The sequence below is a fragment of the Ghiorsea bivora genome (assembly GCF_000744415.1).
GTDB classification, from domain to species: Bacteria; Pseudomonadota; Zetaproteobacteria; order Mariprofundales; family Mariprofundaceae; genus Ghiorsea; species Ghiorsea bivora.
Window position 1 is genome coordinate 245,610 of sequence record NZ_JQLW01000006.1, and the last position, 23,467, is coordinate 269,076.

The 23,467-nt window shown below is 42.1% G+C and carries 29 protein-coding genes; 14 read left to right on the forward strand and 15 right to left on the reverse strand.

Annotated features, from left to right (window positions below; translation table 11 throughout):
- The first annotated feature begins 57 nt into the window (after nt 1-57).
- From DM09_RS03785 to DM09_RS03815, 7 genes are all read left to right on the forward strand, one after another.
- On the forward strand, nt 58-342 hold the full coding sequence (locus DM09_RS03785) for a hypothetical protein (RefSeq protein ID WP_051938070.1): 285 nt from the start codon (nt 58-60) through the stop codon (nt 340-342).
- Entirely contained in the window at nt 343-657 is a 315-nt protein-coding gene (locus DM09_RS03790) for a non-heme iron oxygenase ferredoxin subunit (protein ID WP_038247727.1), read from the forward strand.
- A gap of 186 nt (nt 658-843) precedes the next feature.
- Nucleotides 844-1,125: a Dabb family protein gene (locus tag DM09_RS03795; RefSeq protein WP_038247728.1), complete on the forward strand. Its 282-nt coding sequence runs from the start codon at nt 844-846 to the stop codon at nt 1,123-1,125.
- Nucleotides 1,115-1,432 (forward strand): DUF2782 domain-containing protein, encoded by a 318-nt coding sequence (locus tag DM09_RS03800; RefSeq protein ID WP_038247729.1) that lies wholly within the window; start codon nt 1,115-1,117, stop codon nt 1,430-1,432. The genes DM09_RS03795 and DM09_RS03800 overlap by 11 nt, the downstream gene beginning before the upstream one ends.
- Complete coding sequence (locus DM09_RS03805) at nt 1,432-2,061, forward strand: thiamine phosphate synthase (RefSeq protein ID WP_051938072.1); 630 nt, start codon at nt 1,432-1,434, stop codon at nt 2,059-2,061. The genes DM09_RS03800 and DM09_RS03805 overlap by 1 nt, the downstream gene beginning before the upstream one ends.
- Nucleotides 2,062-2,140: 79 nt before the next feature.
- On the forward strand, nt 2,141-2,923 hold the full coding sequence (locus DM09_RS03810; RefSeq protein ID WP_051938074.1) for a glucosaminidase domain-containing protein: 783 nt from the start codon (nt 2,141-2,143) through the stop codon (nt 2,921-2,923).
- 86 nt (nt 2,924-3,009) lie between these two features.
- Nucleotides 3,010-4,269, forward strand: a complete 1,260-nt coding sequence (locus DM09_RS03815) for a diguanylate cyclase domain-containing protein (protein WP_051938075.1) — start codon at nt 3,010-3,012, stop codon at nt 4,267-4,269.
- 6 nt (nt 4,270-4,275) lie between these two features.
- On the opposite strand, the gene DM09_RS03820 is transcribed toward DM09_RS03815, so the two are convergent.
- From DM09_RS03820 to murI, 10 genes are all read right to left on the reverse strand, one after another.
- A complete protein-coding gene (locus DM09_RS03820) occupies nt 4,276-5,526 on the reverse strand; it encodes a glutamate-5-semialdehyde dehydrogenase (protein WP_038247730.1) in 1,251 nt (416 codons plus the stop codon).
- A gap of 10 nt (nt 5,527-5,536) precedes the next feature.
- Nucleotides 5,537-6,559 (reverse strand): hypothetical protein, encoded by a 1,023-nt coding sequence (locus DM09_RS03825; protein ID WP_157753591.1) that lies wholly within the window; start codon nt 6,557-6,559, stop codon nt 5,537-5,539.
- Nucleotides 6,560-6,651: 92 nt separating this feature from the next.
- Nucleotides 6,652-7,770: a glutamate 5-kinase gene (gene proB, locus DM09_RS03830; protein ID WP_038247902.1), complete on the reverse strand. Its 1,119-nt coding sequence runs from the start codon at nt 7,768-7,770 to the stop codon at nt 6,652-6,654.
- Complete coding sequence (gene obgE / locus DM09_RS03835) at nt 7,745-8,857, reverse strand: GTPase ObgE (protein WP_051938077.1); 1,113 nt, start codon at nt 8,855-8,857, stop codon at nt 7,745-7,747. The genes proB and obgE overlap by 26 nt, the downstream gene beginning before the upstream one ends.
- Before the next feature lie 106 nt (nt 8,858-8,963).
- Nucleotides 8,964-9,212, reverse strand: coding sequence for a 50S ribosomal protein L27 (gene rpmA, locus DM09_RS03840; protein ID WP_038247732.1), 249 nt, complete (start codon nt 9,210-9,212; stop codon nt 8,964-8,966).
- A gap of 11 nt (nt 9,213-9,223) precedes the next feature.
- Nucleotides 9,224-9,529: a 50S ribosomal protein L21 gene (gene rplU, locus DM09_RS03845; protein ID WP_038247733.1), complete on the reverse strand. Its 306-nt coding sequence runs from the start codon at nt 9,527-9,529 to the stop codon at nt 9,224-9,226.
- Nucleotides 9,530-9,553: 24 nt separating this feature from the next.
- Nucleotides 9,554-9,769, reverse strand: coding sequence for a 50S ribosomal protein L31 (rpmE, locus tag DM09_RS03850; protein WP_038247734.1), 216 nt, complete (start codon nt 9,767-9,769; stop codon nt 9,554-9,556).
- 326 nt (nt 9,770-10,095) lie between these two features.
- The gene (holB, locus tag DM09_RS03855) at nt 10,096-11,043 is read right to left on the reverse strand and encodes a DNA polymerase III subunit delta' (protein WP_038247735.1); all 948 of its coding nucleotides are present in this window, start codon (nt 11,041-11,043) and stop codon (nt 10,096-10,098) included.
- The gene (gene tmk, locus DM09_RS03860; RefSeq protein WP_038247736.1) at nt 11,040-11,669 is read right to left on the reverse strand and encodes a dTMP kinase; all 630 of its coding nucleotides are present in this window, start codon (nt 11,667-11,669) and stop codon (nt 11,040-11,042) included. The genes holB and tmk overlap by 4 nt, the downstream gene beginning before the upstream one ends.
- Before the next feature lie 3 nt (nt 11,670-11,672).
- Nucleotides 11,673-12,683: a glutamate racemase gene (murI, locus tag DM09_RS03865; RefSeq protein ID WP_081881075.1), complete on the reverse strand. Its 1,011-nt coding sequence runs from the start codon at nt 12,681-12,683 to the stop codon at nt 11,673-11,675.
- Between the two features lie 101 nt (nt 12,684-12,784).
- On the opposite strand from murI, the gene DM09_RS03870 reads away from it, so the two are divergent.
- The 3 genes from DM09_RS03870 to DM09_RS03880 all read left to right on the forward strand — a co-directional run bounded on the left by DM09_RS03870 (nt 12,785) and on the right by DM09_RS03880 (nt 16,382).
- Nucleotides 12,785-14,020: a M48 family metallopeptidase gene (locus tag DM09_RS03870; protein WP_038247737.1), complete on the forward strand. Its 1,236-nt coding sequence runs from the start codon at nt 12,785-12,787 to the stop codon at nt 14,018-14,020.
- Between the two features lie 97 nt (nt 14,021-14,117).
- The gene (gene trhP, locus DM09_RS03875) at nt 14,118-15,494 is read left to right on the forward strand and encodes a prephenate-dependent tRNA uridine(34) hydroxylase TrhP (protein WP_038247738.1); all 1,377 of its coding nucleotides are present in this window, start codon (nt 14,118-14,120) and stop codon (nt 15,492-15,494) included.
- Nucleotides 15,495-15,743: 249 nt separating this feature from the next.
- Nucleotides 15,744-16,382, forward strand: a complete 639-nt coding sequence (locus DM09_RS03880) for a response regulator transcription factor (protein WP_038247739.1) — start codon at nt 15,744-15,746, stop codon at nt 16,380-16,382.
- A gap of 6 nt (nt 16,383-16,388) precedes the next feature.
- Here DM09_RS03880 and DM09_RS03885 read toward each other — a convergent pair whose 3' ends face one another.
- Nucleotides 16,389-17,630 (reverse strand): M16 family metallopeptidase, encoded by a 1,242-nt coding sequence (locus tag DM09_RS03885; RefSeq protein WP_038247740.1) that lies wholly within the window; start codon nt 17,628-17,630, stop codon nt 16,389-16,391.
- A 109-nt stretch (nt 17,631-17,739) separates the two neighbouring features.
- On the opposite strand from DM09_RS03885, the gene DM09_RS03890 reads away from it, so the two are divergent.
- On the forward strand, nt 17,740-18,105 hold the full coding sequence (locus tag DM09_RS03890) for a DUF4870 family protein (protein WP_051938079.1): 366 nt from the start codon (nt 17,740-17,742) through the stop codon (nt 18,103-18,105).
- Nucleotides 18,102-18,344, forward strand: a complete 243-nt coding sequence (locus DM09_RS03895) for a putative signal transducing protein (protein ID WP_051938081.1) — start codon at nt 18,102-18,104, stop codon at nt 18,342-18,344. Before DM09_RS03890 ends, DM09_RS03895 begins: the two co-directional genes overlap by 4 nt.
- On the opposite strand, the gene DM09_RS03900 is transcribed toward DM09_RS03895, so the two are convergent.
- The gene (locus tag DM09_RS03900; RefSeq protein ID WP_038247741.1) at nt 18,341-19,054 is read right to left on the reverse strand and encodes an SIMPL domain-containing protein; all 714 of its coding nucleotides are present in this window, start codon (nt 19,052-19,054) and stop codon (nt 18,341-18,343) included. The two genes, DM09_RS03895 and DM09_RS03900, sit on opposite strands and share 4 nt — an antisense overlap.
- 108 nt (nt 19,055-19,162) lie before the next feature.
- Between DM09_RS03900 and DM09_RS03905 the strand changes: the two genes are divergently transcribed.
- Complete coding sequence (locus DM09_RS03905) at nt 19,163-19,549, forward strand: DUF302 domain-containing protein (protein ID WP_038247742.1); 387 nt, start codon at nt 19,163-19,165, stop codon at nt 19,547-19,549.
- A 3-nt stretch (nt 19,550-19,552) separates the two neighbouring features.
- Here DM09_RS03905 and hemW read toward each other — a convergent pair whose 3' ends face one another.
- From hemW to DM09_RS03920, 3 genes are read right to left on the reverse strand one after another with little or no spacing between them, the layout of a single operon-like run.
- Nucleotides 19,553-20,701 (reverse strand): radical SAM family heme chaperone HemW, encoded by a 1,149-nt coding sequence (gene hemW, locus DM09_RS03910; protein ID WP_232507742.1) that lies wholly within the window; start codon nt 20,699-20,701, stop codon nt 19,553-19,555.
- 11 nt (nt 20,702-20,712) lie between these two features.
- On the reverse strand, nt 20,713-22,236 hold the full coding sequence (locus DM09_RS03915) for an Rne/Rng family ribonuclease (RefSeq protein ID WP_038247744.1): 1,524 nt from the start codon (nt 22,234-22,236) through the stop codon (nt 20,713-20,715).
- Nucleotides 22,237-22,839, reverse strand: coding sequence for a Maf family protein (locus DM09_RS03920; protein WP_232507743.1), 603 nt, complete (start codon nt 22,837-22,839; stop codon nt 22,237-22,239).
- 187 nt (nt 22,840-23,026) lie between these two features.
- Here DM09_RS03920 and DM09_RS03925 point away from each other — a divergent pair, with 187 nt between their 5' ends.
- Nucleotides 23,027-23,401, forward strand: a complete 375-nt coding sequence (locus DM09_RS03925; protein ID WP_038247745.1) for a c-type cytochrome — start codon at nt 23,027-23,029, stop codon at nt 23,399-23,401.
- The last annotated feature ends 66 nt before the right edge of the window (nt 23,402-23,467 follow it).

The following is a 23,467-nucleotide window of genomic DNA, read 5'->3' on the forward strand; positions in this document are numbered from 1 at the left end:
TGACGCTTTAAGTCATGCTTTCTACACTAGCCAAAGAAAGCCACAAGGAGAATACGTATGGGTCATCAACAATTGCAAGCACTCTTTTCTAATCTCGATGACCTGCGCGCCCTGGTTGGGCGGAAAGTTCGTTATTTAAACGATGATTATGAAATCACCGATTTACTCGCTGATGAAGATATGTTGGTTTTATCTTCGCGCTCTGATGATGTGGTGCAAGATGATTGTTATGGCAGAGCCCATCGCATGGTGCCCAAGCAACAACGCCTTCGTTTTCGTGACCCTGATGGTAAACCCACCGCCATTTGGGATGAGATTATTTTTTTAGATGGAGCTTTATAAATGGCAGAATGGATTGATGTTGCCACAGAACAAGATTGCCCCAAAGGGGAACGAATGATTGTGGATACAGATGCAGGAAAAATCGCTGTGTTTCACCTTAGCCAAGGTTTTTATGCGATTGAAGATCGTTGCTCCCACGATGGTGGGGAACTGGCATCAGGTGAATGTGATGGTGATGAAATTATATGCCCAAGACATGGTGCACGCTTTTGTATCCTTAATGGCAAAGCCTTAACCCCACCTGCCTATGAAGATATTGAAGTATTTAAAGTGCGTGTAAACAACGGCATGATTCAGGTAGACATTGACAACTAAGCAGCCCCTTCAAAAACAACCAGCCTGCCGACAATGTAAACATTATTTTATTACTTGGGATGCCAAACTCCCCTACGGATGCAAAGCCTTTGCTTTTAAATCAAGGTGTATACCTTGCTTGGATGTCTTTCGTTCATCGGGTAAACCTTGTATACAATTCACACAAAAATCAGGAGTAACAAAAACATGATTAAACATATCGTTATGTGGTCATTACAGGATAAAAATGATGCCACCATGGTTAAAAAAACCTTGGAAGATTTAAAAGGCAAAGTGCCAAGTATTATTGATATTGAAGTCGGTATTGATTTTAGTGCTACCGATACCTCTGCAGATGTGGTATTGTATTCTACATTTGCAAACCGTGATGACCTTAACGCTTATGTTGCGCATCCCGACCACCAAGCGGTGATTCCGATGATGCAGCGTGTTACAACATCACGTAAGGTGGTGGATTATGAAATTTAATCTTTTATTGCTCTTTATGTTCGCTTGCGTCAACGCGGCATGGGCTGAAGACTTTAACTTACGCGAAGAACTTAATCCCAAAGTAGAAAATAACCAAGTTGAAGTTCGCACCTATAAACATGATGGCGATAATGCCACCATCACAGAATACCGCTCAGGCGGCAAAGTTTGGATGATTAAGGTACAACCCGCAGGCGGCTTCCCACCTTATTACCTCTATGATGATGAAGGCACTGGCGTATTCGAACGGCGGGTTGCAGGCAATGAAATGCCCAAACCACCCATGTGGATTATCAAACGTTTTTAATGGCAAAACACCTTCATCCACCCATACAATTGGTACTCATCACCGACAGCAAACGTTTTGCCGACCAGCAAGCCATGTTGGCATGTATCGAGCAAGCCATACAAGGCGGTGTGGATACGGTTGTTTTACGTGAAAAACATCTGGACTCAGCCAAACTGCTAAGCCTAGCTTCCAAACTTCGCATACTAACACGCAACCAACATGCCCGTTTAATTATTCATAGCCACGCCGATATTGCCAAAGCTGTTGAGGCTGATGGTGTGCATGTTGATGCGCAATCCATTCAAGAAATCATGCAAATAAAGCAGTGGCTGGATGGTGACTACCTTGTTTCTGCCTCATGCCATAATGAAGCTGAACTAAAACACGCTGAAAAACAAGGTGCTGATTTTTGTTTTTTATCACCTGTCTTTCCTACGCGGTCTCACCCCGGCGCACCCTGCTTAGGTGCTACGCAGTTTCTTAAGCTTGCATCCTGCGTAAAAATACCAGTAATTGCATTGGGTGGCATTGAACCTGATGTGTTCGAGCAATTACAAGGTCATGGTGTCGCTACTATGGGAGGCATCTTAAATGCACCACAACCCAAACAAGCAGCCCAAGCATTACAATATAAACATGATGCCTGAGACAAGCATCACACTTAAATAAAAAACACCTGCTAAACTAACGCACAATAACGTAACAAAAAGGAAAGGGATTTATTTTATGAAATATCAAACAACAATGAAACTGGGGCTTGGCCTTATATGTGGTCTATCATTCTTTTCTTTGCATAGCAGTGCCATAGCTTCTGATGCATATAGCTCATTATATGAAGACAAATATGAACTCGCACACGCTATTCCAGACTTACGTGATGAACGTGATGTTAAAACAAAAAAACGCAAGTTCTTCAATGCGCTTCGCCCTATGGTTATTGTAGAAAACCAGCGTATTGGTGAACAACGTCAGTTTTTATTAAACATACGCAACAAAACTTCTTTAACCCAAAAAGAACAAAAAAAGCTTGAAACACTTTTAAAATATTACCGTTTAGCATATAACAAAGATGGTTCAGTACCATGGAAAGAGCTACTCAAACGCGTGGACACTGTACCCTTAGAGTTGGTATTATCCCAAGCCGCCAATGAATCAGCTTGGGGCACATCCCGCTTTGCACGCAAAGCGAACAACTTGTTTGGTCAATGGTGTTTCACCAAAGGCTGTGGTTTGGTACCCAGCCGTCGCAATGTAGGAAGCACCCATGAAGTTGCAGCCTTTAAATCACCACAATTATCTGTCCGCAGTTACTTAAGAAACTTAAACACAGGTCGTGTGTATAAAGATTTACGTGATATTCGTGCCCAAAAACGCGCTGAAGGCAAACAAGCAACAGCGCACGAACTCGCAGCAGGTTTAAGCAAATATTCTGAACGTGGTCAAGCCTACGTGAAAGAAATTCGTTCTATGATTAAATACAATGGTAAATATATGCGGGGCGAAAGCTAATAGCTATGAAACGCAGTTATTTCCTGCGCTTTCATTATACTTTTCCAACACTCATAAAGTGGCATGATTACTGCTTGTTATAAAGTATGGACACTCAGCTTACCAACAACTTACTACAGCTAGACAATGTGCACACTGACCCTGTATTAATTGTTGGTGCAGGTCTAGGTGGCACAGCCATGCTGGATATTTTCAGTGAAGACACATTAACACCTGTAGCAGGCATTGTGGATAACAACCCGCATGCAATCGGCATACAAAATGCCAAGAAACGTAGGATTCCTGTGTTTAACGACCTTAAAGAAGCCTTGGAAACATTAGGTACTTGCTCCGTTTTTAACATGACAAACAACGAGGAAGTATCCGATGTTGCCGCACAATATGTAGGTACAGGTCGTGTGATTGGCGGTCAAGAAGCCAAAATATTTTGGGATATTATTTCTCGACTTAAACTTATGAAACATGAGTTACAAGAAAACCAAACACGTCTAAAAGCTGTTATCCATAATGTTAAAGAAGGAATTATTACCATGGATGCAGATGGTTATATCGAAAACATCAATCCTGCTATGGAACAAATTTTCGGCTATGCGCAGCAAGAGCTCAAAGGAGAGAACCTCAGCAAACTCATCCCATCCATAGGCTTCTCAATGCCTGATGCCACCCAGCATAAAGAGGCCATAAACCCCCAAGGTTGCCAAGAATTAACAGGTATTTATAAAAGCGGAACGCAGTTTCCTATTGAATTAAACTTATCCGAAATGCGTCTAAATGGTAAAACACACTTTGTTGGTATTGTACGTGATATTAGTGAACGTAAAGAAGCTGAAGAGCGCATGTTGCAACTCGCACTGTATGACCAATTAACCCAATTACCTAATCGTACCTTGTTTTATGAACGTTTATCCTTTTCTATCAAACAATCCAAACGCTCAAAAGAGCCGCTTGCCTTATTATTTATTGACCTTGATGGCTTTAAAGCCGTCAATGATAACTTTGGTCATCTGGCAGGAGATCAGCTTCTCGTTGAAGTAAGTAAGCGTTTATTACACAACACACGAGACTCTGATGTGGTCGCCCGCCTCGGCGGTGATGAGTTTGTGATTATCCTTAATCACCTTAAAGACTTACACTACATAGAGCATATTACCCATAAACTCATTCAAGTGCTTGGTAAACCTATGCAATTCCAAGGACATACATTTCATGTTGGTGCCAGCATTGGTATATCTGTGTACCCCAAACATGCACATGATATCAACACCTTGATTCAACAAGCCGATTCGGCCATGTATCAAGCTAAGAAAGCAGGTAAGAATAGATACTACTTTGCCCAAGAAGATTAGTTAAGATTACGCTCTGGTTTGACCAGAGCCCAAAACAATCCATTTCTGCGTGGTCAAACCTTCAAGTCCAACAGGGCCTCGTACATGTAAACGGTCGGTTGAAATACCAATCTCAGCACCCAAACCATATTCAAAACCATCTGCAAAACGTGTGCTTGCATTCCACATCACCGATGCAGAATCAACACAGCGTAAAAACATCTGCCCCGTGGCATAATCAGCAGTCACAATGGTTTCGGTATGTGCTGAGCTGTATTGTTCGATATGGGCTATGGCTTGCTGCACATCATCCACCACACGAATAGACAACACAGGCGCTAAATATTCGGTTGCCCAATCTTCATCGGTTGCCGCAATCACTTGCTTGTTTAGCGCTTGTGTTTTGACGCACCCACGCACTTCAACACCTTTTTCAAGCAGTTGTTTGATGATTTCAGGTAAACAGTCTATTGCATTTTGATGTACCAATAATGTTTCCATGGCATTACACACACCATACCGATGTGTTTTAGCATTAAGCGCAATATTCACTGCCATTTCTCTATCAGCAGCTTGGTCAATATACACATGGCAAATACCATCCAAATGTTTAATCACAGGCACCTTAGCTTCAGCAGCAATACGTTTAATCAAACCAGGACCACCGCGTGGAATAATCACATCCACATAATCACTGGCAGTAATCAATGCACCCACCATCGCCCTATCTGTAGTATCAATAAGTTGCACTACATTTTCATCCAAACCCGCTTCTTTGATTGCAACACGCAAACACTTGGCAATTGCACGATTCGAATGAATTGCTTCAGAACCACCCCGTAAAATACAAGCATTACCTGATTTAAGACATAGTGCAGCTGCATCCGCCGTCACATTGGGTCTAGATTCATAAATGATACCAATCACACCCAAAGGCACACGCATATGTCCAACCTGAATACCCGATGGGCGGTATACCAAGTCTGAAATTGCACCTACAGGGTCAGGCAAAGCAGCAATTTGCTCCAAACCTTCTGCCATGGCCTCAACTCGGCTTTCATCCAGAGCCAACCTATCCTTAAGCGCTGCTTCTAGGCTATTTTCATCTGCTGCCAACATATCTTTGGCATTGGCTGCCAAAATATCTGCCATATCACTACGAAAATGTGCAGCCGCCAAGGTTAACGCTTTATTTTTTTTGTTTGTATCTGACATACGTAAACTTGCTGCTGAGGTCTTAGCTTGTTGACCCAATAAATTCATGATTGTACTCGTCATCTTTAACCCCTCACCACATTAAACTTTTGTATGCTTTTAAATATATTCTATGTTCTTTTAAAAGCTTAGCCAACTCGGTTTCCATCACCAATGCACTTTGTACTACATCATCCTGAGCAAGTTCAGGCTGCACGACCAAATAACCAAGATCATGTTCTGAACTACCACCATGGTAGAGCTTACTCGAAATTGGTTTACCCGTTTTATAATTCCTATTGCTTGGATAAAACAAAGAAATTAAATCACCCTTATTTGCTCTTGCACCTATATCAAAGCGTTTCATATTTATATTATCAATCAAAATAGGTTTCACAGTATGTTCAAACGTTGCAATCAGCGTTACCAAATCTTGTTTAAATGCTGAAAATGGCTGCTTATCATCAAGTTTTTGCATCTTACGCACAAACTTACGCACCACTTTCTCACGTTTATATGCAGGCCAGTCACTCACTATGCTTTGCTCAGGTGCCATACTTTTTTGGACTGAACTTTTCTTGAGTTGCTTGTAAGAAAACTTAATGCCATCCATATAAGCTAAGTGCATGCGCCTGAATGCTGTCAACTCAACATCCATCTTCAGTGCTTGTTTCACCCAAGGTGCTTCTTTCAACTCTGGAAAATTAACAAACAAACCTGCTTGCACCAACTTCTCACCAAACAAACTATCATCAATATCTTGCTGATAAGAAAAAATGCCCACAATCGGCTTTCGTGTTTTATGATTATATTTGCTAGCAAACATAAGCTTGGACAACTCAACTTTATTCATCCTAGCACCATTATCTTTACGCTTAAGTTTGATATTGTTAAGAAGAACGGGGCGTACTTTATGTGTATAAGTATATGTTAAGTCTTCAATCTCACGTTTCAGGGCAGTTAAATCATCTTGATTCTTATCTGAATGAACAGCACCCAACCCCCTGTCATCAAGCTTGATCAATTTTCTAACAAAATGTTTTACAATGTTATCACGTTGATACTCATCAGCAATAACAGCCCTATCTTGCTTACTTTCAGTATATAGTTGTTTCATCGTTGCACCAACATCATATGCTGGACTAGCCCAAAGCCATGTAGGAAAAATGAACAACAATACCAAACTAAAATAATGCAATACCGACTCCTTTAATCCTTACCAACAACCACCAAGTTATCCCGATGCACCATGCTTTTAAAGTCCACATAACCTAAAGTAGTTTCTATATCTTTGGTATGTTTACCTATTAATTTCAACATATCTTCACTATTATAATTGGTTAGACCACGCGCCATGAGCACACCATCATGCCAAATTTCAACACATTCGCCTTTATCAAATTGACCTTCAAAACTTTGGATATGTTCAAGCATTACGCTATCACCATCACCCACGCTTTGATTGAGTATGAGCTTCCCAGACACTGGAAGTAAATTGCTTATCCAGTGCTGATGCCAAGATTGTCTATCTTTGCCACAAGTAAAAAGCGTGCCTACATCTTCACCAGCAAGAAGCTTGGTTAACACGCCATCTTTTTCACCATGAATAATCGCACTCATCACACCACTTTGGGTTGATATCTTCGCCGCATCCAACTTGCTTTTCATGCCACCTGTGCCAAAGCTTGAACCAACATCACCCGCCATATTCATCACAACAGCACTTAATGTATCGACCACAGAAACACGCTTGGCATGCATATCTTCGGCAGGATTGCTTTCAAACAAACCATCCACATCCGTCATCATCACCATCAAATCAGCTTCAACCACCATGCTCACCAGCGCACCCAAAGCATCATTATCACCAAACTTAATCTCTTCTACCACGACAGTATCATTCTCATTTACAATGGGAATAACTTGCGCTGCAAACAAGGTTTTACTGGTATTACTCGCATTAATATAACGGCGCCTATGCCTTAAGTCATCTTTGGTAAGTAACATTTGCGCCACAACCAAACCAAGCTCAGAAAAAGCTGTTTGATAAGCATGCATCAATAGGGGTTGACCAATGGCAGCCGCCGCTTGCTTTTCATGCACATTGAGCTTTTTATCCACCCAACCCAATTGCACCCTACCCAATGCCACCGCACCTGAAGACACCAAACACACTTGAATATTCTTATCATGTAAGGCTTTAATATCCGATGCTAAACGTTGCACCATAGCTGTGTTAACCCCATGTTTAGCATCAGCAAGTAGCGAACTACCGACTTTGAGCACGATGCGTTTAACATGTTTAAGGTTGTCGCGTTGCTTCATCATCATAAATCGTTGGTTCTATCACTTGTTCTGGTACAGCTAACCTTGTGGTCACTGGTTTTTCTTTGTCTGCTTCATGCTCCAATTCATACTGACGAATTTTCACCACTTCATCATAAATATCACGCAATAGTTGGGTAACGCCTTCACCGCTCACCGAGGAAATAGGATAAATAGCCAAGTCATACTGCTCAGCCTCTTTAAGCACCTCGTTCCTCAATGTATCGTCCAACGCATCCATTTTTGTCAACAACAAGAAACGTTTCTTTTTCGCAATCGATTCACCATAACCAACCAGCTCACCTTCAATTTCAGTGATTTGATCATGAATACTAATGCCTTCAGGATGCGCCACATCCACCAGATGAAGCAATAAACGTGTACGTTCTACATGACGCAAGAATCGATGCCCAAGCCCTTTGCCTTCATGTGCACCTTCAATCAAACCAGGGATATCTGCAATCACAAACCCATCACCATCATCCATAAACACCTGACCCAAAGATGGGGCTAGTGTGGTGAATGGATAGTCTGCAATTTTAGGTCGTGCATTGGATACACGGGAAATAAAGGTTGATTTACCAGCATTGGGTAAACCTACAAGCCCAACATCTGCCATCATTTTTAATTCCAAATGGCAAATGCCTGCTTCGCCAGGTAAGCCTGGCTGACAATAACGTGGTGCTTGGTTGGTAGGTGTCGCAAACCTAGCATTACCTTGTCCACCAATACCACCTTTGGCAATCACAGCAGATGCACCATCTTCATTCAAATCCGCAAGCAACTCACCTTCTTCATTGCGAATCACTGTACCTACAGGTACAAACACCTCAATGTCTTTACCCATACGCCCGTGTTTGTTTTTGCCTTGTCCTTTGGTTCCATTTTCAGCAATAATACGTTTTCTAAGATAAAGTTCTTGCAAGGTGTTTTTATCACGTGTTGCTGTGAAAATTACATGCGCCCCGCGTCCACCGTCGCCACCATCAGGGCCACCTTTGGGAATATACTTTTCCCTACGAAATGAAGACGCACCACCGCCACCGTTACCCGCACGAACCTCAATTCTAACTTCATCAATAAAACGCATATCTTTTTAATCCTATTCTTCTAACCAACGTATCATACAAGTTGCAGCAACAAAAAAAAGGGGTGCCTTTCAGCACCCCTTTTCAAATCCATCAAGTATGTAGTGATTAGCTTACAACACGAACTGTTGTACGACCAGCACGTTTGTAATACTCAATATTACCGTCTGTAAGTGCAAACAATGTAAAATCTTTACCACAACCTACATTATCACCTGGGCGAATTTTTGTACCGCGTTGACGAACAATAATGTTCCCCGCTACAACCACTTCACCGCCATATTTTTTCACGCCAAGACGTTTCGCATTGGAATCGCGTCCGTTCTTGGTGGAGCCGCCTGCTTTCTTATGTGCCATGAGTTATCTCCTTAACCAATCTTTGCGATACGAACTGTTGTAAAAGACTGCCTATGACCTTTAGTCAAACGGTAGTTCTTACGACGACGTTTCTTAAAGATTACAACTTTTTGACCGCGACCAGCTTCGGTGATTACACCTGTTACAGTCGCTTTCTCAGCATCTTTACCCGCTTTGATATCAGCGCCTTCGCCAACCATCAAAACTTCATCAAATGTTACTTCGCTTCCAACATCTGCGTTCAGCTTTTCAACACGAACAACATCACCTTCAGCAACGCGGTATTGTTTACCGCCTGTTTTAATTACAGCATACATATAATTAGCTCTCCAGCCCGAGGTTTAAGCAGCTTTCGCAGGCTTCTTACCGTATTTTTTGTAGAAGCGCTCAACGCGACCTTCCGTATCTACAATCTTCTGTTTACCAGTGTAGAATGGATGACATGCGGAGCAAATTTCCACTTGTAAATCGCCCTTAGTAGAGCGAGTTTCAAAAGCGTTACCACATGAACAAGTCACTTTGGCAACATGATATTCTGGATGAATTTCTGCTTTCACTTTAACAACTCCTATTCCGACCCCTCTCAAGGTCTACCCTTCGAAAGGGCGGCGATTTATAGCTTCACTTACAAGAAAACTCAAGGAAAATATTTTTACGCACACAATATGGCACCATACCATAAAAAAACACTATATAAACAAACAAGTTATAAAAAGAACATCATACACCAACTTCCCTCAAAAAGAACAAGTCACGTTCACATCCTGTCTAAAAAACACGCATACTCCAACTAAACTTAAAATTGATAGTTTAAACTTAGCCCCACTTCATCACCAAAAACAGTGGCAAAATCATTCAACTTACACAAGTAAAAAAACTTGCATCACCCTGATTTCAAAGCACCTCTTAGTTGTAAGATATAGGATAATAGAGCAGGTGCGGGTCGCAAAGTGTGCATGACAACTTCCTTGGGCCATTTTGCGACAGCTTGCATTGCAGTAAACATAGCATCCGACTGCTGCCACGAAGTAAGCTGAAGCGCCTGTTTCTGTGCCGCAAGCAACACAACGCTGGCGATTAAGTCATGCGGTATGTTTTTGACATGGCTATCTAACCATTGCTGAATACGTCCAATATCTGACTTCGCTAAATCCTCGACCAATCCTTGCCAAGTCAACAATGCTTTTGCCTGACTATCTTCTTGCAACACTTCAATTCTACCAAGGCTTCCTTGCCCAAGCTCAGTTGCTAAAGCATGTAATTCTTGATCAAACCCTCTTGCTTTTAACACAGTTTGCATCTGCTCTGGGTCAAGCGGCGCGCAAGCTTGCAACATACAACGCGAGCGAATAGTGGTGGGCAAACGCGTTAAATCATGACACACAATCAGCAACAAACTACCCTCGGTTGGCTCTTCCAGACCTTTAAGCAACGCATTGGCAGCCTGATTATTCATAAAGTTTGCATCATCAATCATCAATACGCGACGTTTACTTTTAAGACCACTTAACGCTAAAAAATCTAAAGCCTCACGTGTTTGGGCTATATTAATATCTCGATTAAACTTTTTCTTTTTAGCATCGTACAGCAAGGAAACTTTCGAAAAATCTGGGTGTGAACCAGCATGTAACATAGCGCAATGATGACATTGACCACATGCCTGCCCCTGACTAGGACGCTCACACAAAAACAAGGCAGCCAACTGCTCTGCCACGCTTGCTTTACCAATACCCTTCACCCCATAAAGTAACCAAGCATGATGCAGGCGACCTTGCTGCACTGCTTCAGCAAATGTGTTCTGCACATGTTCATGCCCTAGAATCTTATTCATAAACGTTTCAACACCGCTTGAATATCCGCTTGCACCTGTGCAATATTTTGCCTTGCATCGATGCGCTCTACACGTTGCAAGGCACTTTGCTGAATCTCAAAAAAAGCTTGGTGTACTGCTTTATGGAACACTATTTTTTCATTATCTAATCGGTTTGCCGCCTCACCCTCAGCCTCTCGAGAAGCCATACGTTTTGCAGCATCTTCTACGGACAAATCCAACCAAATGGTTTTATCAGGTGTTAACCCCTGCTCAGCCCACACCAACATATCACGCAAGGTTTTTGTGTCTTTAAGCTGACGACCTGCCAATTGGTATGCCAGTGTAGAATCCGTATATCTATCACATATGACCCATTTACCTGCAGCCAATGCAGGTTTAATCACTTCTTCCACATGCTGGGCTCTATCCGCCAAAAAAAGTAATAACTCTGCCGCAGGTACAGGCGTATGCTCACCAGACAACAACAAACGCCGAATCTCTTTGCCAAGCGGTGTATCACCAGGCTCAAATGTTTGCAACACATCAATATCTTGCTCTTTCAACCAAGCGACAATACGTTGAAGCTGCGTTGTTTTGCCGCTGCCATCTCCGCCTTCAAATGTGATAAACTTACCTTTTTTCATGGGTTATTCGCCTGTCCATACATATTCTTGCAAGATGCAGAGGTTGAAGGACTTGGGCAAGCATTTCAACCACTCCTTGAGCGTTTCAACTTGCGCGGATGTCGTCCAAAGCTGCTGCACACCATGCACACAACGAACAAAAGCAAGCCCATCTTCACTTTGCAGCAAAGCCTGAAACAAAAGCTGCTGTTTCTTTTCAAGCGAAAACTCGACAATAATCGTTTCATACTGCTGCGGTAGTGGATTAAAAACCATCTCTTGTTGAAACAATAAACTTGCCATGCTGGTAACTTGTTTTTTTTCTCCCGAAGTCCAAAAACTTGTGTTGCCGTGTTCTGTGTGTTGATTCAAAGCATGCTGAAGCAGCAACTGATGATGCAATTGCCTAGCAACAGCGCGCCCAGTACTAATAATGTGCACTTGATCACCTACCAAGTCTCGCATCACAGGTTCAAGCAGTGGATAATGTGTACAACCCAAAACAAACGTGTCTACACCTACGTCTAACAGTGGTTGCACATACTTTGCCACCAATGCCCTTGTCCAATTCGAATACAATGTTCCCTGTTCAATGGTCTCCACCCAACCCACACAAGGCTGAATAATAATACGCGCTTGATGTTGATGTGAGTCCAAAAGCTTTGAAAATTTATCACTGGCCAGTGTATTTGACGTGGCAAGTACCGCTACCACACCAGATTGAGTTAATGCTACTGCAGGTTTAATGGCTGGCTCCATACCAATCACAGGTATATCCAAACGCTCACGCAATATATGTACAGCTGCCCCAGTAGCCGTATTACACGCCACCACCAAGGCCTTAATATGATATGTTTGAACCAGAAAGTCGGCTAGTAAACATGCCCGACGCACAATAAAGACACTATCTTTATCACCATACGGCGCAAAAGCTGAGTCTGCAATATATATCAAGTTCTCATGCGGCAGTAAGTTTTGAATCTCCTCAAATACCGTCAGCCCACCAAGCCCTGAATCAAATATACCTATTGGCATTTGTTTTTCCACGCCTCAAAACTAGCAACTGATGACATATTCTCAACAACCCTACAAGTACAAAGATGACAAAGCCTTCCGACCCATTAGCATTCGCCACTATGTTAACCTTTACTCTTATCTTCTTAACCGCATTATTTATTTCTACTGCCATTGATTTTTGGCTGGAGCAACGGCAACGCAAAGCTGTACTCACCCACCGGCACGAAGTTCCGGCACGCTTTAAAGATGTCATTTCCTTAGAAGCACATCAAAAAGCTGCCGATTATACCGCCACAAAAATAAAAGTTGGTACTTGGGCTGGCATATACAGCCTAGGTTTATTGCTCATGTGGACATTAGGTGGCGGTTTAGACGTATTGGATGAAATCATACGTCAATGGGGCTGGTCTGAGCTCACTACAGGCGTTGTTTTCATCCTTTTATTCTCCTTTATTGGCAGTCTACTCGATTTACCTTTCTCCATTTATAATACCTTTGTTGTTGAAGAAAAATTTGGCTTTAACAAAATGACTGCAAAACTTTTTATCACTGACATGGTCAAAGGCGCTTTACTGATGACAGTAATTGCAGCTCCTCTGATTTGGGTAATTTTATGGCTGATGCAAAGTGCTGGTAATTTATGGTGGCTTTGGGCTTGGGCTGTATGGGTTGGTTTCTCATTGCTTATGATGTGGGCATACCCCACCTTTATCGCTCCCCTATTTAACAAGTTTGAACCCATGAAAAATCAAGAACTCAAACAAGCCATTGAGGGTTTACTTCAACGTTGCGGTTTTGAAAGCAATGGTTTATTTCAAATGGATGGCTCTAAGCGTTCCAGTCATGGTAATGCATACTTTACAGGTTTTGGCAAAAGCAAACGCATTGTTTTTTATGACACATTATTGGAGCAACTTTCAACCAACGAAACCTTAGCCGTACTTGCACATGAATTAGGTCACTTCAAACGCAACCATATCAAAAAGCGTATGCTGGTGACATTCACTATCTTCTTGGCTGGTTTTGCCATCATGGGCTGGTTAGCAGAACAAACTTGGTTTTATGAAGGTCTGGGTGTTTCCCACCCGTCCAATCATATGCTTTTGGTATTATTTATGCTCGTTATGCCTGTATTTACCTTTTTCATCTCGCCTATCATGAGCATGTATTCACGCAAACATGAGTTTGAAGCAGATGATTATGCCAAAGAACATGCCGAAGCAAACGACTTAATCAGTGCATTGGTCAAAATGTATGAAGATAATGCTGCAACTTTAACGCCAGACCCTCTGTATTCAGCTTGGCATGATTCCCATCCACCTGCACCCATTCGTATTGCCCACTTAGAAAAATGACAACAACACAAACATGTCATTTCGACCAACATGGAGAAATCTCAAACAAAAGATTCCTCGACTACGCTCGGAATGACAATAATATATGGAAAAAACTATGAACAAAAATGTCGAACTCTTATCCCCCGCAGGCACAATTAAAAATATGCGCTATGCTTTTGCTTATGGCGCGGATGCTGTATATGCAGGGCAGCCGCGTTATTCCCTTCGCGTTCGCAATAATGATTTCCAGTTGGAAAACTTAAAAACAGGCATTGATGAAGCCCATGCGTTGGGTAAGAAGTTCTTTGTTGCTAGCAACTTATTACCGCACAACAATAAACTCAAACGTTACTTACAACATATGGAACCCATCATTGAGATGAGGCCAGATGCTTTGATTATGGCAGACCCTGGGTTAATTAGTATGGTACGCGAAAAATGGCCTGAAATGCCTATTCATTTATCTGTACAAGCTAACACCATGAATCATGCTGCTGTAAAATTCTGGAAGTCGGTAGGTGTAAGCCGTGTGATTTTATCACGTGAATTGGGCTTGGATGAAATTGAAGAAATTCGCCAAGAATGTCCTGATATGGAATTGGAAGTATTTGTGCATGGCGCATTGTGTATGGCGTATTCTGGGCGCTGTTTATTATCGGGTTATTTTAACCACCGCGATGCCAACCAAGGATCGTGCACCAATGCCTGTCGTTGGAAATATGGCATGAAAGAAGGCAAAGAAGATGTCAGTGGCGATGTGATAAAAATGTCAGACCTCAATGATATAATGAACCCACAACCCTTTACCCCCACACCTTCAAGCTGTGGTGATTTACCACGCCACCCCATGGCGGATGAAGTCTATCTTTTAGAAGAAGAAGGTCGCCCCGGTGAAGAGATTCCTATCTTTGAAGATGAACATGGCACCTATATCATGAATTCTAAAGATTTAAGGGCAGTCGAACATGTAGAACGCTTGGTTAAGATTGGTGTGGATTCATTAAAAATCGAAGGGCGTACCAAATCACATTATTATGTCGCACGCACTGCCCAACTCTATCGTCAAGCCATTGATGATGCAGTAACAGGCCGTGAGTTTGATTGGACCCTTATGCGCAAGCTGGATTCATTGGCTAACCGTGGTTATACCGATGGTTTCTTACAACGTCGTCATACCGCAGCCCATCAAAACTATGAAAAAGGTTCATCAACTTGGGATTATCAACGTTTTGTCGGTGAGATTATCGATTATGATAAAGAAACAGGTTTGGCTGAAATTGATGTGAAAAATAAATTTGGTGTGGGTGACTCTGTAGAAATGATTTGTGCCAACGGCAACCAAACATTTACCATCGAATCCATGGTTAAAGCCAAAGATGACTCTGCAATGGATTTGGCCCCCGGAAGCGGGCATATCGTGCGTATCCCCGTGCCAACAGAACCATCCAAAGTCGCCTTGATTGCTAAAAATATTAATCCTAAAAATCTATAGCAACATCATATCTAACTTAAAATATCACAGAAGAGTACTAAAAAAACTGAGTTATTCGCATTCTTTCCTCTTTTGATAAGACACTACATGGAGGACTTTATAATTGAAACCTATAAAGTCCCCCTCCCCCACCAATAATCCCCAATTGGTAGCGAAACCTACCTCTTATTTCTTCCATAACATATTAGACTTAAGTCGTATCTTTACTTTCTAGTTGCATTGTAATTCAAATAAGCGTGGGATTGGGCCATGCATATCCTCATTATAGATGACCAAGACTGTTATCGAGAGTTTCTATCTGGCCTTCTACAAGGGTCAGACCTCAATATTAGCATCGCAGAAGCAGCAACCATAAAAGTTGCTCGTGCTAAAATAAAAGCACCACAACAGCCATACGATTTCGTGCTTCTAGACCATATGTTACCAGATGGTAAAGGCTTGGACCTGCTTAAAGAAGCACGAAACCACTACCCTGATCTACCCATTGCTATGCTGTCAGCCAAAGAAGACCCCTTACTTGCTTGGCAATGTTTAGAGCTTGGCGCTTTAGGCTTTATTCAAAAAAACACCGCTTTGGCTGTGTTGCTCTCTGCTATACAACTTATGCTTGCTGGCGGTCGATATATCCCACCCCATATACTGCCACATATGCCTATGCCAAAATACAAGTCCAACACCTCAGCAAGCAACAAACATGAACAATTAACTCCGCGCCAATCAGAAGTTTTAGACCTGTTATATTCGGGACTATCGAACAAAGCGATTGCTCACCGCCTAAAAATATCAGAAGCCACTGTCAAAGCGCATATCACTGTTATTTTTAAGTTGATGGGTGTTTCCTCTCGTACCAAGCTCATCGCACAACACAACAGCACCAGTCAACAGTAAAAACAGCTAAACCTCAGCTTCTGGTGTAGCTATTGTCCACAGGGAATCAGTCTCCAATTGCCGTTTCAACCATAGTTGCACCTGCTCTTCTAACACAGCATTCACCTTATCAACCCACTCTAGTGGTGAATAAAGCTTATCTTCATCCAACAGTGCCCCTAGCTGTAACATGGCACCTTCAACAGAGTCCATACCCATACGGAACTGTACTGTGAGCTGGCGCTGTGCCCGTTGCACCATACCTGCAGGTATCTTTTGACAAACATCCGCAATGGTTTGCTGCAATACATCCAAACAAGGTTCAAGCTGCTCAGGCATGGTGCTACAACTGATACTCAACAAACCTGTATCTGTATAGGTAGAAAGGTGTGAACCGATACTGTACGCCAAACCTCGTTTTTCTCGTATTTCACGAAACAAAATAGAGCTCATACTTCCGCCTAACAGTTGATTGCCAATCCAAGCTATCGGTTTTTCTGGTGAGGTAACATTCACCGATGCCCAAGATGCCACAACTTGAGCTTGCTCCATTTGCCTAGGCATTTCATGTTTACCACTGCACATGATTGGTGCCTGTCTATTTTTCTGCTGTTTCGACACCGTGTTTCCCCATGCGCTTTGTTCAACTTCAGCCATCAAATCTTGATGTTGAATACGGCCAGCCGCAGCAATCAATACATTACCACCCCGATAATTGGCATTCAAATATTCACGCAAGTCTTGTGTTGAAAAAGATGAAAGCGTTTCCCGACTACCCAATACGGGTTTACCCATCGTATGCCCAGCAAATACTTGGCTTAAATGTTGGTCATACACCCACTCATCAGGGTTATCATCCACCATACTCATTTCCGAGAAAATCACCTCTCGTTCACGTAACCATTCATCTTCAGGCAACGCAGGGTGCAATAACATATCCGATAGCAGTGCAAGCGCCTTTTGCCAGTCTTCATACAACACATGAATGTGGAAACAGGTGCGTTCTCGGGAAGTGAATGCATTGGCATTGCCACCCAAATCATCCAAACTTTCAGCAAGCTGGTGTACATCTAATTTGTCCGTACCCTTAAACACCATATGTTCTAAAGCATGCGCAATACCTGCTTGATACTCGGCTTCATCCCGGCTACCTACATCCATAAAAATACCAATCGCTACACTTTGTGCCTTGGGTAATTCGCGCGTAGCAACTTGCACGCCATTTTGTAATGTACTTTGTTCCATAAAATGTTTGTTTTCTGTTTGCATATTTCACCTAACTATGATTTGAACGCAGTACCCTGCGTTTACTCACCCTTTGAGGCAAGCTTGACCCCACATAAACACATGGCAGCGTACTCTTAATAGGAGTTTAACCATGCAAGATGAAATACAGCCTACAACCACAGCGTCCTCCAAGCTTGATAAGCTCAAAACCATCACCACCATTGTTTACGCACTACAAGCTGTGTCCTTCTTTATCGGCATCAGCTTTATTGCGGCGGTGATTCTCAATTATGTCAAAAAAGATGATGTGCAAAACACTTGGTTGGCATCGCACTTTGATTGGCAAATTCGTACCTTTTGGTTTGGACTTTTATGGTCAATCATCGGTTTTATGAGCCTTATTCTTATTATTGGTTATTTTATCATCATCGCCAACGCCATTTGGATTGTTTACCGTATTATCAAAGGCTGGCTGCGTTTATCAGAAAACAAACCTATGTACCCAACACAAGCATGAAGCTGGTTTATGAGGCCAATCAATTGGGTGAGGCACACATTATCAAACACTTATTGGAACGCGCAGGCTTACAAGCCACCATTCTCGGTGAGTACTTGCAAGGTGGTGTTGGCGAAATTGCTGCGTCTGGCTTGCTGAAAGTGATGGTCAGTGAAACAGACTACAATGAAGCGAAAAACATTATCCAAGCTTGGGATGAGGCGGAATGGGATGAAAATGCTTGGCAAAATGAAACTTAATGGACTTTAAATTTCACCTGATTAACTACAATATCACCACTTACACTCACTGTGATTCGGCTATCACCTGATGATAATGCTGGTGTTACATCCCTCGATTTGGACATCATCGCCATTTCTCTGCGGTATACTGGCAGTGGTGAAAATGCATTACCCGTGTTCAAATGTCGAATCGAGAAGGATGTTGCATCCAATGCCTTACTCACTGTCGTAGCTTTAATGCGAAACTGTTTAATTGCCTGAATCCGCAATTGCCCTTGTGTACTGCGGCGCAGTGTATCACTAATCCTAAAGCTTAAATTTTGAAGCTTTGCCCCTGCATGTTCAATAATATCCAACCAACGCGGCACATCCTCCAAGTTTTTACTGGTAATGGTTGCTGTCTGCACCACCACCCATCCGTCACGCACACTATTGTATTGATTTGGCTTCCAAATCGGATTCACACGGCGGCTAGATGTTTTCAGCTTCACACCTTTTTCTTTGGCTAAACTTTTTTTGATGCTCGTACTCATTTGATTAACACGCTTGCGAAGTGCATCCAATTTCTTCCCGCGCTCTTCAACACGAAAATTGACCACAACTTCATCATTAGGCACTTCAGCCGTTGCCTCTGCCGATAAGGAAACAACAGTGCCTTGCACCTCTTTTGCTATCCCTTGAAAAGAAAAAGCACATACCAGCATAGATATTAACAATAATACTTTCATAAGTTATATATAGCGAAGTATCCGTATTAAGGCAACAGCTAGGGTATTGTAATAAAAGTTGCTAGAGCTTAGGTTTACACGGGAACAAATGATGATACTGAGGTGAACATGAAATATATTGTTAATTCAAATAAAAATATCGAACAAGCTGCTGCAGACTTAGAAGCTGCCGTTGCCAATCATAGTTTTGGTGTGTTACACATCCACGACCTTAAAGCAACGATGAACAAAAAAGGTGTCCCTTTTGAACCTGAATGTCGTATATTTGAAGTTTGTAACCCAAAAAAAGCTTTTGCGGTTCTATCCGAAGACATGGCGATGAATATGGCATTACCATGCCGAATTTCAGTATGGGAAGAAGATGGCAACACTAAAATAGGCATGATTCAACCTAAACCTATGCTAGAAATGTTCTCCTCATCCGAAAAACTTAGTCAAGTCGCCGATGAGGTACAAACCACACTCACCGCCATCATTGATGAGGCAGCAGCTTAAACTTTAAAGCAAAAAAGATGCGGAAATATCATCGGCAAGGCTTAAACCTTCCGATGTAAGTTTCAACTGAACCCCATCAACTTCAAGCTTACCTTGATTAACCCACTGTTTGATTAATAGTGGGTAAACATCAAGCAAGTCTTGCCCAAAGCGATGCTTAAACCATGTTAAATCAATGCCTTGGCTCTGTCTTAAACCCAGCCATACCGCTTCACCCATCGCCGCTTGATGTGATAATTCTTCTTGGCTATTCACCGCTTTTGCATCGTCTAACACTGCATCAATATAAGATTGTGGTGCACGAATATTACTGTAGCGCATCACCCCACCATCTTGTGTGTCCCATTTGCCCGCAGCGCCTGCGCCAATACCAATATAATCATCATACAACCAATAACCACAATTATGTCTGCAATGTTTTCCTTGTTTGGCAAAGTTAGAAATCTCATAAGCAGCATAACCTGCTTCTGCCAACCTTTCGCGGGTTTGCCAAAAAAACTGCAGTGCCGAATCCTCATCAGGTAAGGCAAGTTTTTGTTTTTTATGCGTGACATGCAATGCTGTATGTGGTTCAACGGTGAGCTGATAACATGACAAATGTTCAGGGTTGAGTGCAATACCTTTTTCAAGTGATACAAACCATTCATCTAAGCTTTGGTCTGGAAGCGCATACATCAAATCAAGATTGATATGCTTAAAACCAGCATCACGCGCCATATTGTATGCCTTTTCGGCTTCATCTGCCGAATGAATACGCTCAAGCCACTTTAACTCATCATTATCAAAGCTTTGTACACCAATCGACAAACGATTAATACCTGCCGCTCGGTACGCCTTAAAACGCCCTGCTTCACTAGCACCAGGATTGGCTTCTAAAGTGATTTCAATATCATCAGCCAAAGTAAAGGATGCAGCTAAGGTATCCAATACAGCAGCAAACAAACTTGCAGGGGCAAGGGAAGGTGTGCCCCCGCCAAAAAAAACACTTTGAATTTCACACCCCTGAAATTGAGGCTGCTCAGCATAATGTTTTAATTCCGCCACCAAAGCTTGCGTGTAAGTTTGCCAAGGTGGTTCAGCAAAAACATGTGAGTTAAAATCGCAATAGTGGCATTTATGCAAGCAAAATGGGGTATGAACATACAGACGCAAACCGCGTTGCGTTATAATAACACCACCTCATAACGATCTGGTTCAAGCTTTTCATCCTGCTTAAAGCTAATTTCTTTACCCAAGAAACCTTCCAGCTGCGACACCATTTCACTTTCTTCACCCAACATCAAATCAATCAAACTAGGGTGAGCAATGACCATCAATTTCTCACTAGGGTAAGCACGCGCCTCAGCCACGATTTCTCGAAACAGTTGGTAACAAATCGTTTGCATACTCTTCACAAGCCCAGTGCTATGGCAACGGGTACACTCCATTTGCAACATACGCCCTAAAGAGTCTCGGGTTCGTTTTCGCGTAAGCTGTACCAAACCCAAAGAAGTAAAGGGTAATATACAGGTTTTGGTCTTGTCCCGCTTAAGGGCTTCTTCTAAGACTTCCATCACTTTATTTTGATTTTCTTTATCCTGCATATCAATGAAATCAATTACGATGATACCACCAAGATTACGTAACCTCAGTTGATGCACTATTTCATGGACCGCTTCCAAGTTTGTTTTAAACCCTGTTTCTTCAAGGTTACGCGAACCCACAAACGAACCTGAGTTGACATCAATGGCAATCAAAGCCTCAGCTTGATCAATCACAATCGAACCACCTGATTTCAAAGGCACTTCACGTTTCAACGCTTTATTCACTTCTTCTTCAACACCATACACATCAAATATAGGTCTATCACCAGGATAATAATACAAACGTTTGCTCACCTCTGGCATAAAGCGTTTGGCAAATTTTTTCATACTATTGTAGGCTTCTTTGGAATCGATATGAATTTTTTCTACTTCATCATCCACAAAGTCACGCATCACTTTAAGGTATAAATTCAACTCCGTATGCACCATAGAGCCCGGAGCCGATGTTTTTTTACGTTTGGCAATATCTTCCCACAAACGAATAAGAAAATTCAAATCTTGCTGTAATTCTTCTTGGCTATGTCCCTCAGCAACTGTTCGAATAATTAAACCACCCTTTTCAGTCTTAATACTTTCAGCAATAGCTAATAAACGCTCACGCTCCTGATCACCCTCCAAACGCCTAGCAATACCCACATGATCCAATTCAGGCAAAAAAACCAAGTAACGCCCTGCCAAACTTACCAGCCCTGTAATCCTAGGACCTTTCGAAGAAATAGGCTCACGCGATACTTGAACAAGCATCTCTTGCCCTTCTTTTAAAAGCTGACCAATAGGTGCAATATTTTGTTTGTATTGCTCATCATTCACCTCTTCCGAAGCATCTTTATTTTCATCCTCATCGGCTTCACTCTCTAGGCTCACATTATCTTTACGCGCACCAGGCACATCACCAGCATATAAAAAGCCTGATTTATCCAATCCAATATCCACAAAAGCAGCTTGAATCCCTGGAATTACCCGCTGAACTTTCCCCCAATATACATTACCTCTTAAACCTTTGCCACGTGTTCGCTCAACATATAATTCTTCAGCCATACCATTTTCAATCCGTGCAATACGTGTCTCAAAAGGTGCGACATTTACCAATATTTCTGTGCTCATTTATGCCTCACTCGCTACTTGTTCACATCTTATTTTATGCAATAATCTAATCGTTTCCTGTACTGGCAAACCTATCACATTATCCAAACTACCCTGTATACCTGTGATGAAACCTGACGCACCGCCCTGAATAGCATAAGCACCAGCCTTATCGAGTATTTCATTATACCGTACATACACATCAATTTCTGCATCACTTATCATACGAAAGCTCACCTCAGTCGTCACCGTTTGCAGTAAATAGTCATCTGCCAAACGAACACAGACCGTTGTATGCACTTGATGTTTCTGACCTGACAGCTTTTGAATCATTTCTTTTGCCTGCTGTATATCCTCAGGCTGTCCCAATACCTCATCACCAAGCGCCACCAAGGTATCGGCTGCAATCACAGGCACTTGCAACTCATCATCTTGCAGCAAACAAGCCTTTGCCTTCGCCAAGCAAAGCCTAGATGTCATGGTTTGCACATCTTCCCCTGGTTGGGGGCATTCATCAATATGGCTAGGTCGAACATCTATTGAAAAACCAGCTGCTTGTAACAAAAACAAACGTCGTGGTGACTGCGATGCTAAAATGATTTTCATAAGCGCAATATTAAACAAATTATCACCGTTGTGATAGTGACATTAAAAAACTAACACCTTGAACATATACATATAACATATTTTTTTACACGATATTTCCAAACCAACCATGAAAGAAACATGAATATCTTTTTAGTTTTATGCTTGCATCCCTAAAAAAAGCCGTTAGCAATCTACTCTCGATAATTCCTGAGGAGGAGACGCAATGAAAAAAGTATTAATGATTGCTGCAACATCTGCATTCTTGGTAAGCGGTTTGGCAGCAACTGAAGCAATTGCTGGTGCTGAAAAGAAATGTAAAGCATGCCATAATTTTAGCGCAAAGGGTAAGGTTGGCCCTGGTCTTTTAGGTGTTTTTGGTCGTGATGCAGGCACTGCAGATTTTAAAAAATACAGTAAAGCACTAAAAGCTGGTGGTTGGACATGGGATGAAGAACATCTTCGTGCTTGGATTTGCAACTCTAAAAAAGCTGTAAAAGAATTCACTGGCGACAAAAAAGCAAAAACAAAAATGCCTCCACAAAAAATGTGTGGTGAAAAAGGTGATGAAGTCATTGCTTTCTTGAAAAATCTTAAATAAAAGGGCTTAGATAATACCAAGGCGGCTCACCATTGAGTCGCCTTTTTTATTTGAGCCGTTTAGCCT

What these genes read in the sequence shown, in the direction of transcription:
- DM09_RS03785 (WP_051938070.1), top strand. Translation starts at nt 58, where the DNA reads ATGGGTCATCAACAATTGCAAGCACTCTTTTCTAATCTCGATGACCTG.
- DM09_RS03790 (WP_038247727.1), top strand. Translation starts at nt 343, where the DNA reads ATGGCAGAATGGATTGATGTTGCCACAGAACAAGATTGCCCCAAAGGG.
- DM09_RS03795 (WP_038247728.1), top strand. Translation starts at nt 844, where the DNA reads ATGATTAAACATATCGTTATGTGGTCATTACAGGATAAAAATGATGCC.
- DM09_RS03800 (WP_038247729.1), top strand. Translation starts at nt 1,115, where the DNA reads ATGAAATTTAATCTTTTATTGCTCTTTATGTTCGCTTGCGTCAACGCG.
- DM09_RS03805 (WP_051938072.1), top strand. Translation starts at nt 1,432, where the DNA reads ATGGCAAAACACCTTCATCCACCCATACAATTGGTACTCATCACCGAC.
- DM09_RS03810 (WP_051938074.1), top strand. Translation starts at nt 2,141, where the DNA reads ATGAAATATCAAACAACAATGAAACTGGGGCTTGGCCTTATATGTGGT.
- DM09_RS03815 (WP_051938075.1), top strand. Translation starts at nt 3,010, where the DNA reads ATGGACACTCAGCTTACCAACAACTTACTACAGCTAGACAATGTGCAC.
- DM09_RS03820 (WP_038247730.1), bottom strand. Translation starts at nt 5,526, where the DNA reads ATGACGAGTACAATCATGAATTTATTGGGTCAACAAGCTAAGACCTCA.
- DM09_RS03825 (WP_157753591.1), bottom strand. Translation starts at nt 6,559, where the DNA reads ATGAAACAACTATATACTGAAAGTAAGCAAGATAGGGCTGTTATTGCT.
- proB (WP_038247902.1), bottom strand. Translation starts at nt 7,770, where the DNA reads ATGATGAAGCAACGCGACAACCTTAAACATGTTAAACGCATCGTGCTC.
- obgE (WP_051938077.1), bottom strand. Translation starts at nt 8,857, where the DNA reads ATGCGTTTTATTGATGAAGTTAGAATTGAGGTTCGTGCGGGTAACGGT.
- rpmA (WP_038247732.1), bottom strand. Translation starts at nt 9,212, where the DNA reads ATGGCACATAAGAAAGCAGGCGGCTCCACCAAGAACGGACGCGATTCC.
- rplU (WP_038247733.1), bottom strand. Translation starts at nt 9,529, where the DNA reads ATGTATGCTGTAATTAAAACAGGCGGTAAACAATACCGCGTTGCTGAA.
- holB (WP_038247735.1), bottom strand. Translation starts at nt 11,043, where the DNA reads ATGAATAAGATTCTAGGGCATGAACATGTGCAGAACACATTTGCTGAA.
- tmk (WP_038247736.1), bottom strand. Translation starts at nt 11,669, where the DNA reads ATGAAAAAAGGTAAGTTTATCACATTTGAAGGCGGAGATGGCAGCGGC.
- murI (WP_081881075.1), bottom strand. Translation starts at nt 12,683, where the DNA reads ATGCCAATAGGTATATTTGATTCAGGGCTTGGTGGGCTGACGGTATTT.
- DM09_RS03870 (WP_038247737.1), top strand. Translation starts at nt 12,785, where the DNA reads ATGTTAACCTTTACTCTTATCTTCTTAACCGCATTATTTATTTCTACT.
- trhP (WP_038247738.1), top strand. Translation starts at nt 14,118, where the DNA reads ATGAACAAAAATGTCGAACTCTTATCCCCCGCAGGCACAATTAAAAAT.
- DM09_RS03880 (WP_038247739.1), top strand. Translation starts at nt 15,744, where the DNA reads ATGCATATCCTCATTATAGATGACCAAGACTGTTATCGAGAGTTTCTA.
- DM09_RS03885 (WP_038247740.1), bottom strand. Translation starts at nt 17,630, where the DNA reads ATGCAAACAGAAAACAAACATTTTATGGAACAAAGTACATTACAAAAT.
- DM09_RS03890 (WP_051938079.1), top strand. Translation starts at nt 17,740, where the DNA reads ATGCAAGATGAAATACAGCCTACAACCACAGCGTCCTCCAAGCTTGAT.
- DM09_RS03895 (WP_051938081.1), top strand. Translation starts at nt 18,102, where the DNA reads ATGAAGCTGGTTTATGAGGCCAATCAATTGGGTGAGGCACACATTATC.
- DM09_RS03900 (WP_038247741.1), bottom strand. Translation starts at nt 19,054, where the DNA reads ATGAAAGTATTATTGTTAATATCTATGCTGGTATGTGCTTTTTCTTTT.
- DM09_RS03905 (WP_038247742.1), top strand. Translation starts at nt 19,163, where the DNA reads ATGAAATATATTGTTAATTCAAATAAAAATATCGAACAAGCTGCTGCA.
- DM09_RS03915 (WP_038247744.1), bottom strand. Translation starts at nt 22,236, where the DNA reads ATGAGCACAGAAATATTGGTAAATGTCGCACCTTTTGAGACACGTATT.
- DM09_RS03925 (WP_038247745.1), top strand. Translation starts at nt 23,027, where the DNA reads ATGAAAAAAGTATTAATGATTGCTGCAACATCTGCATTCTTGGTAAGC.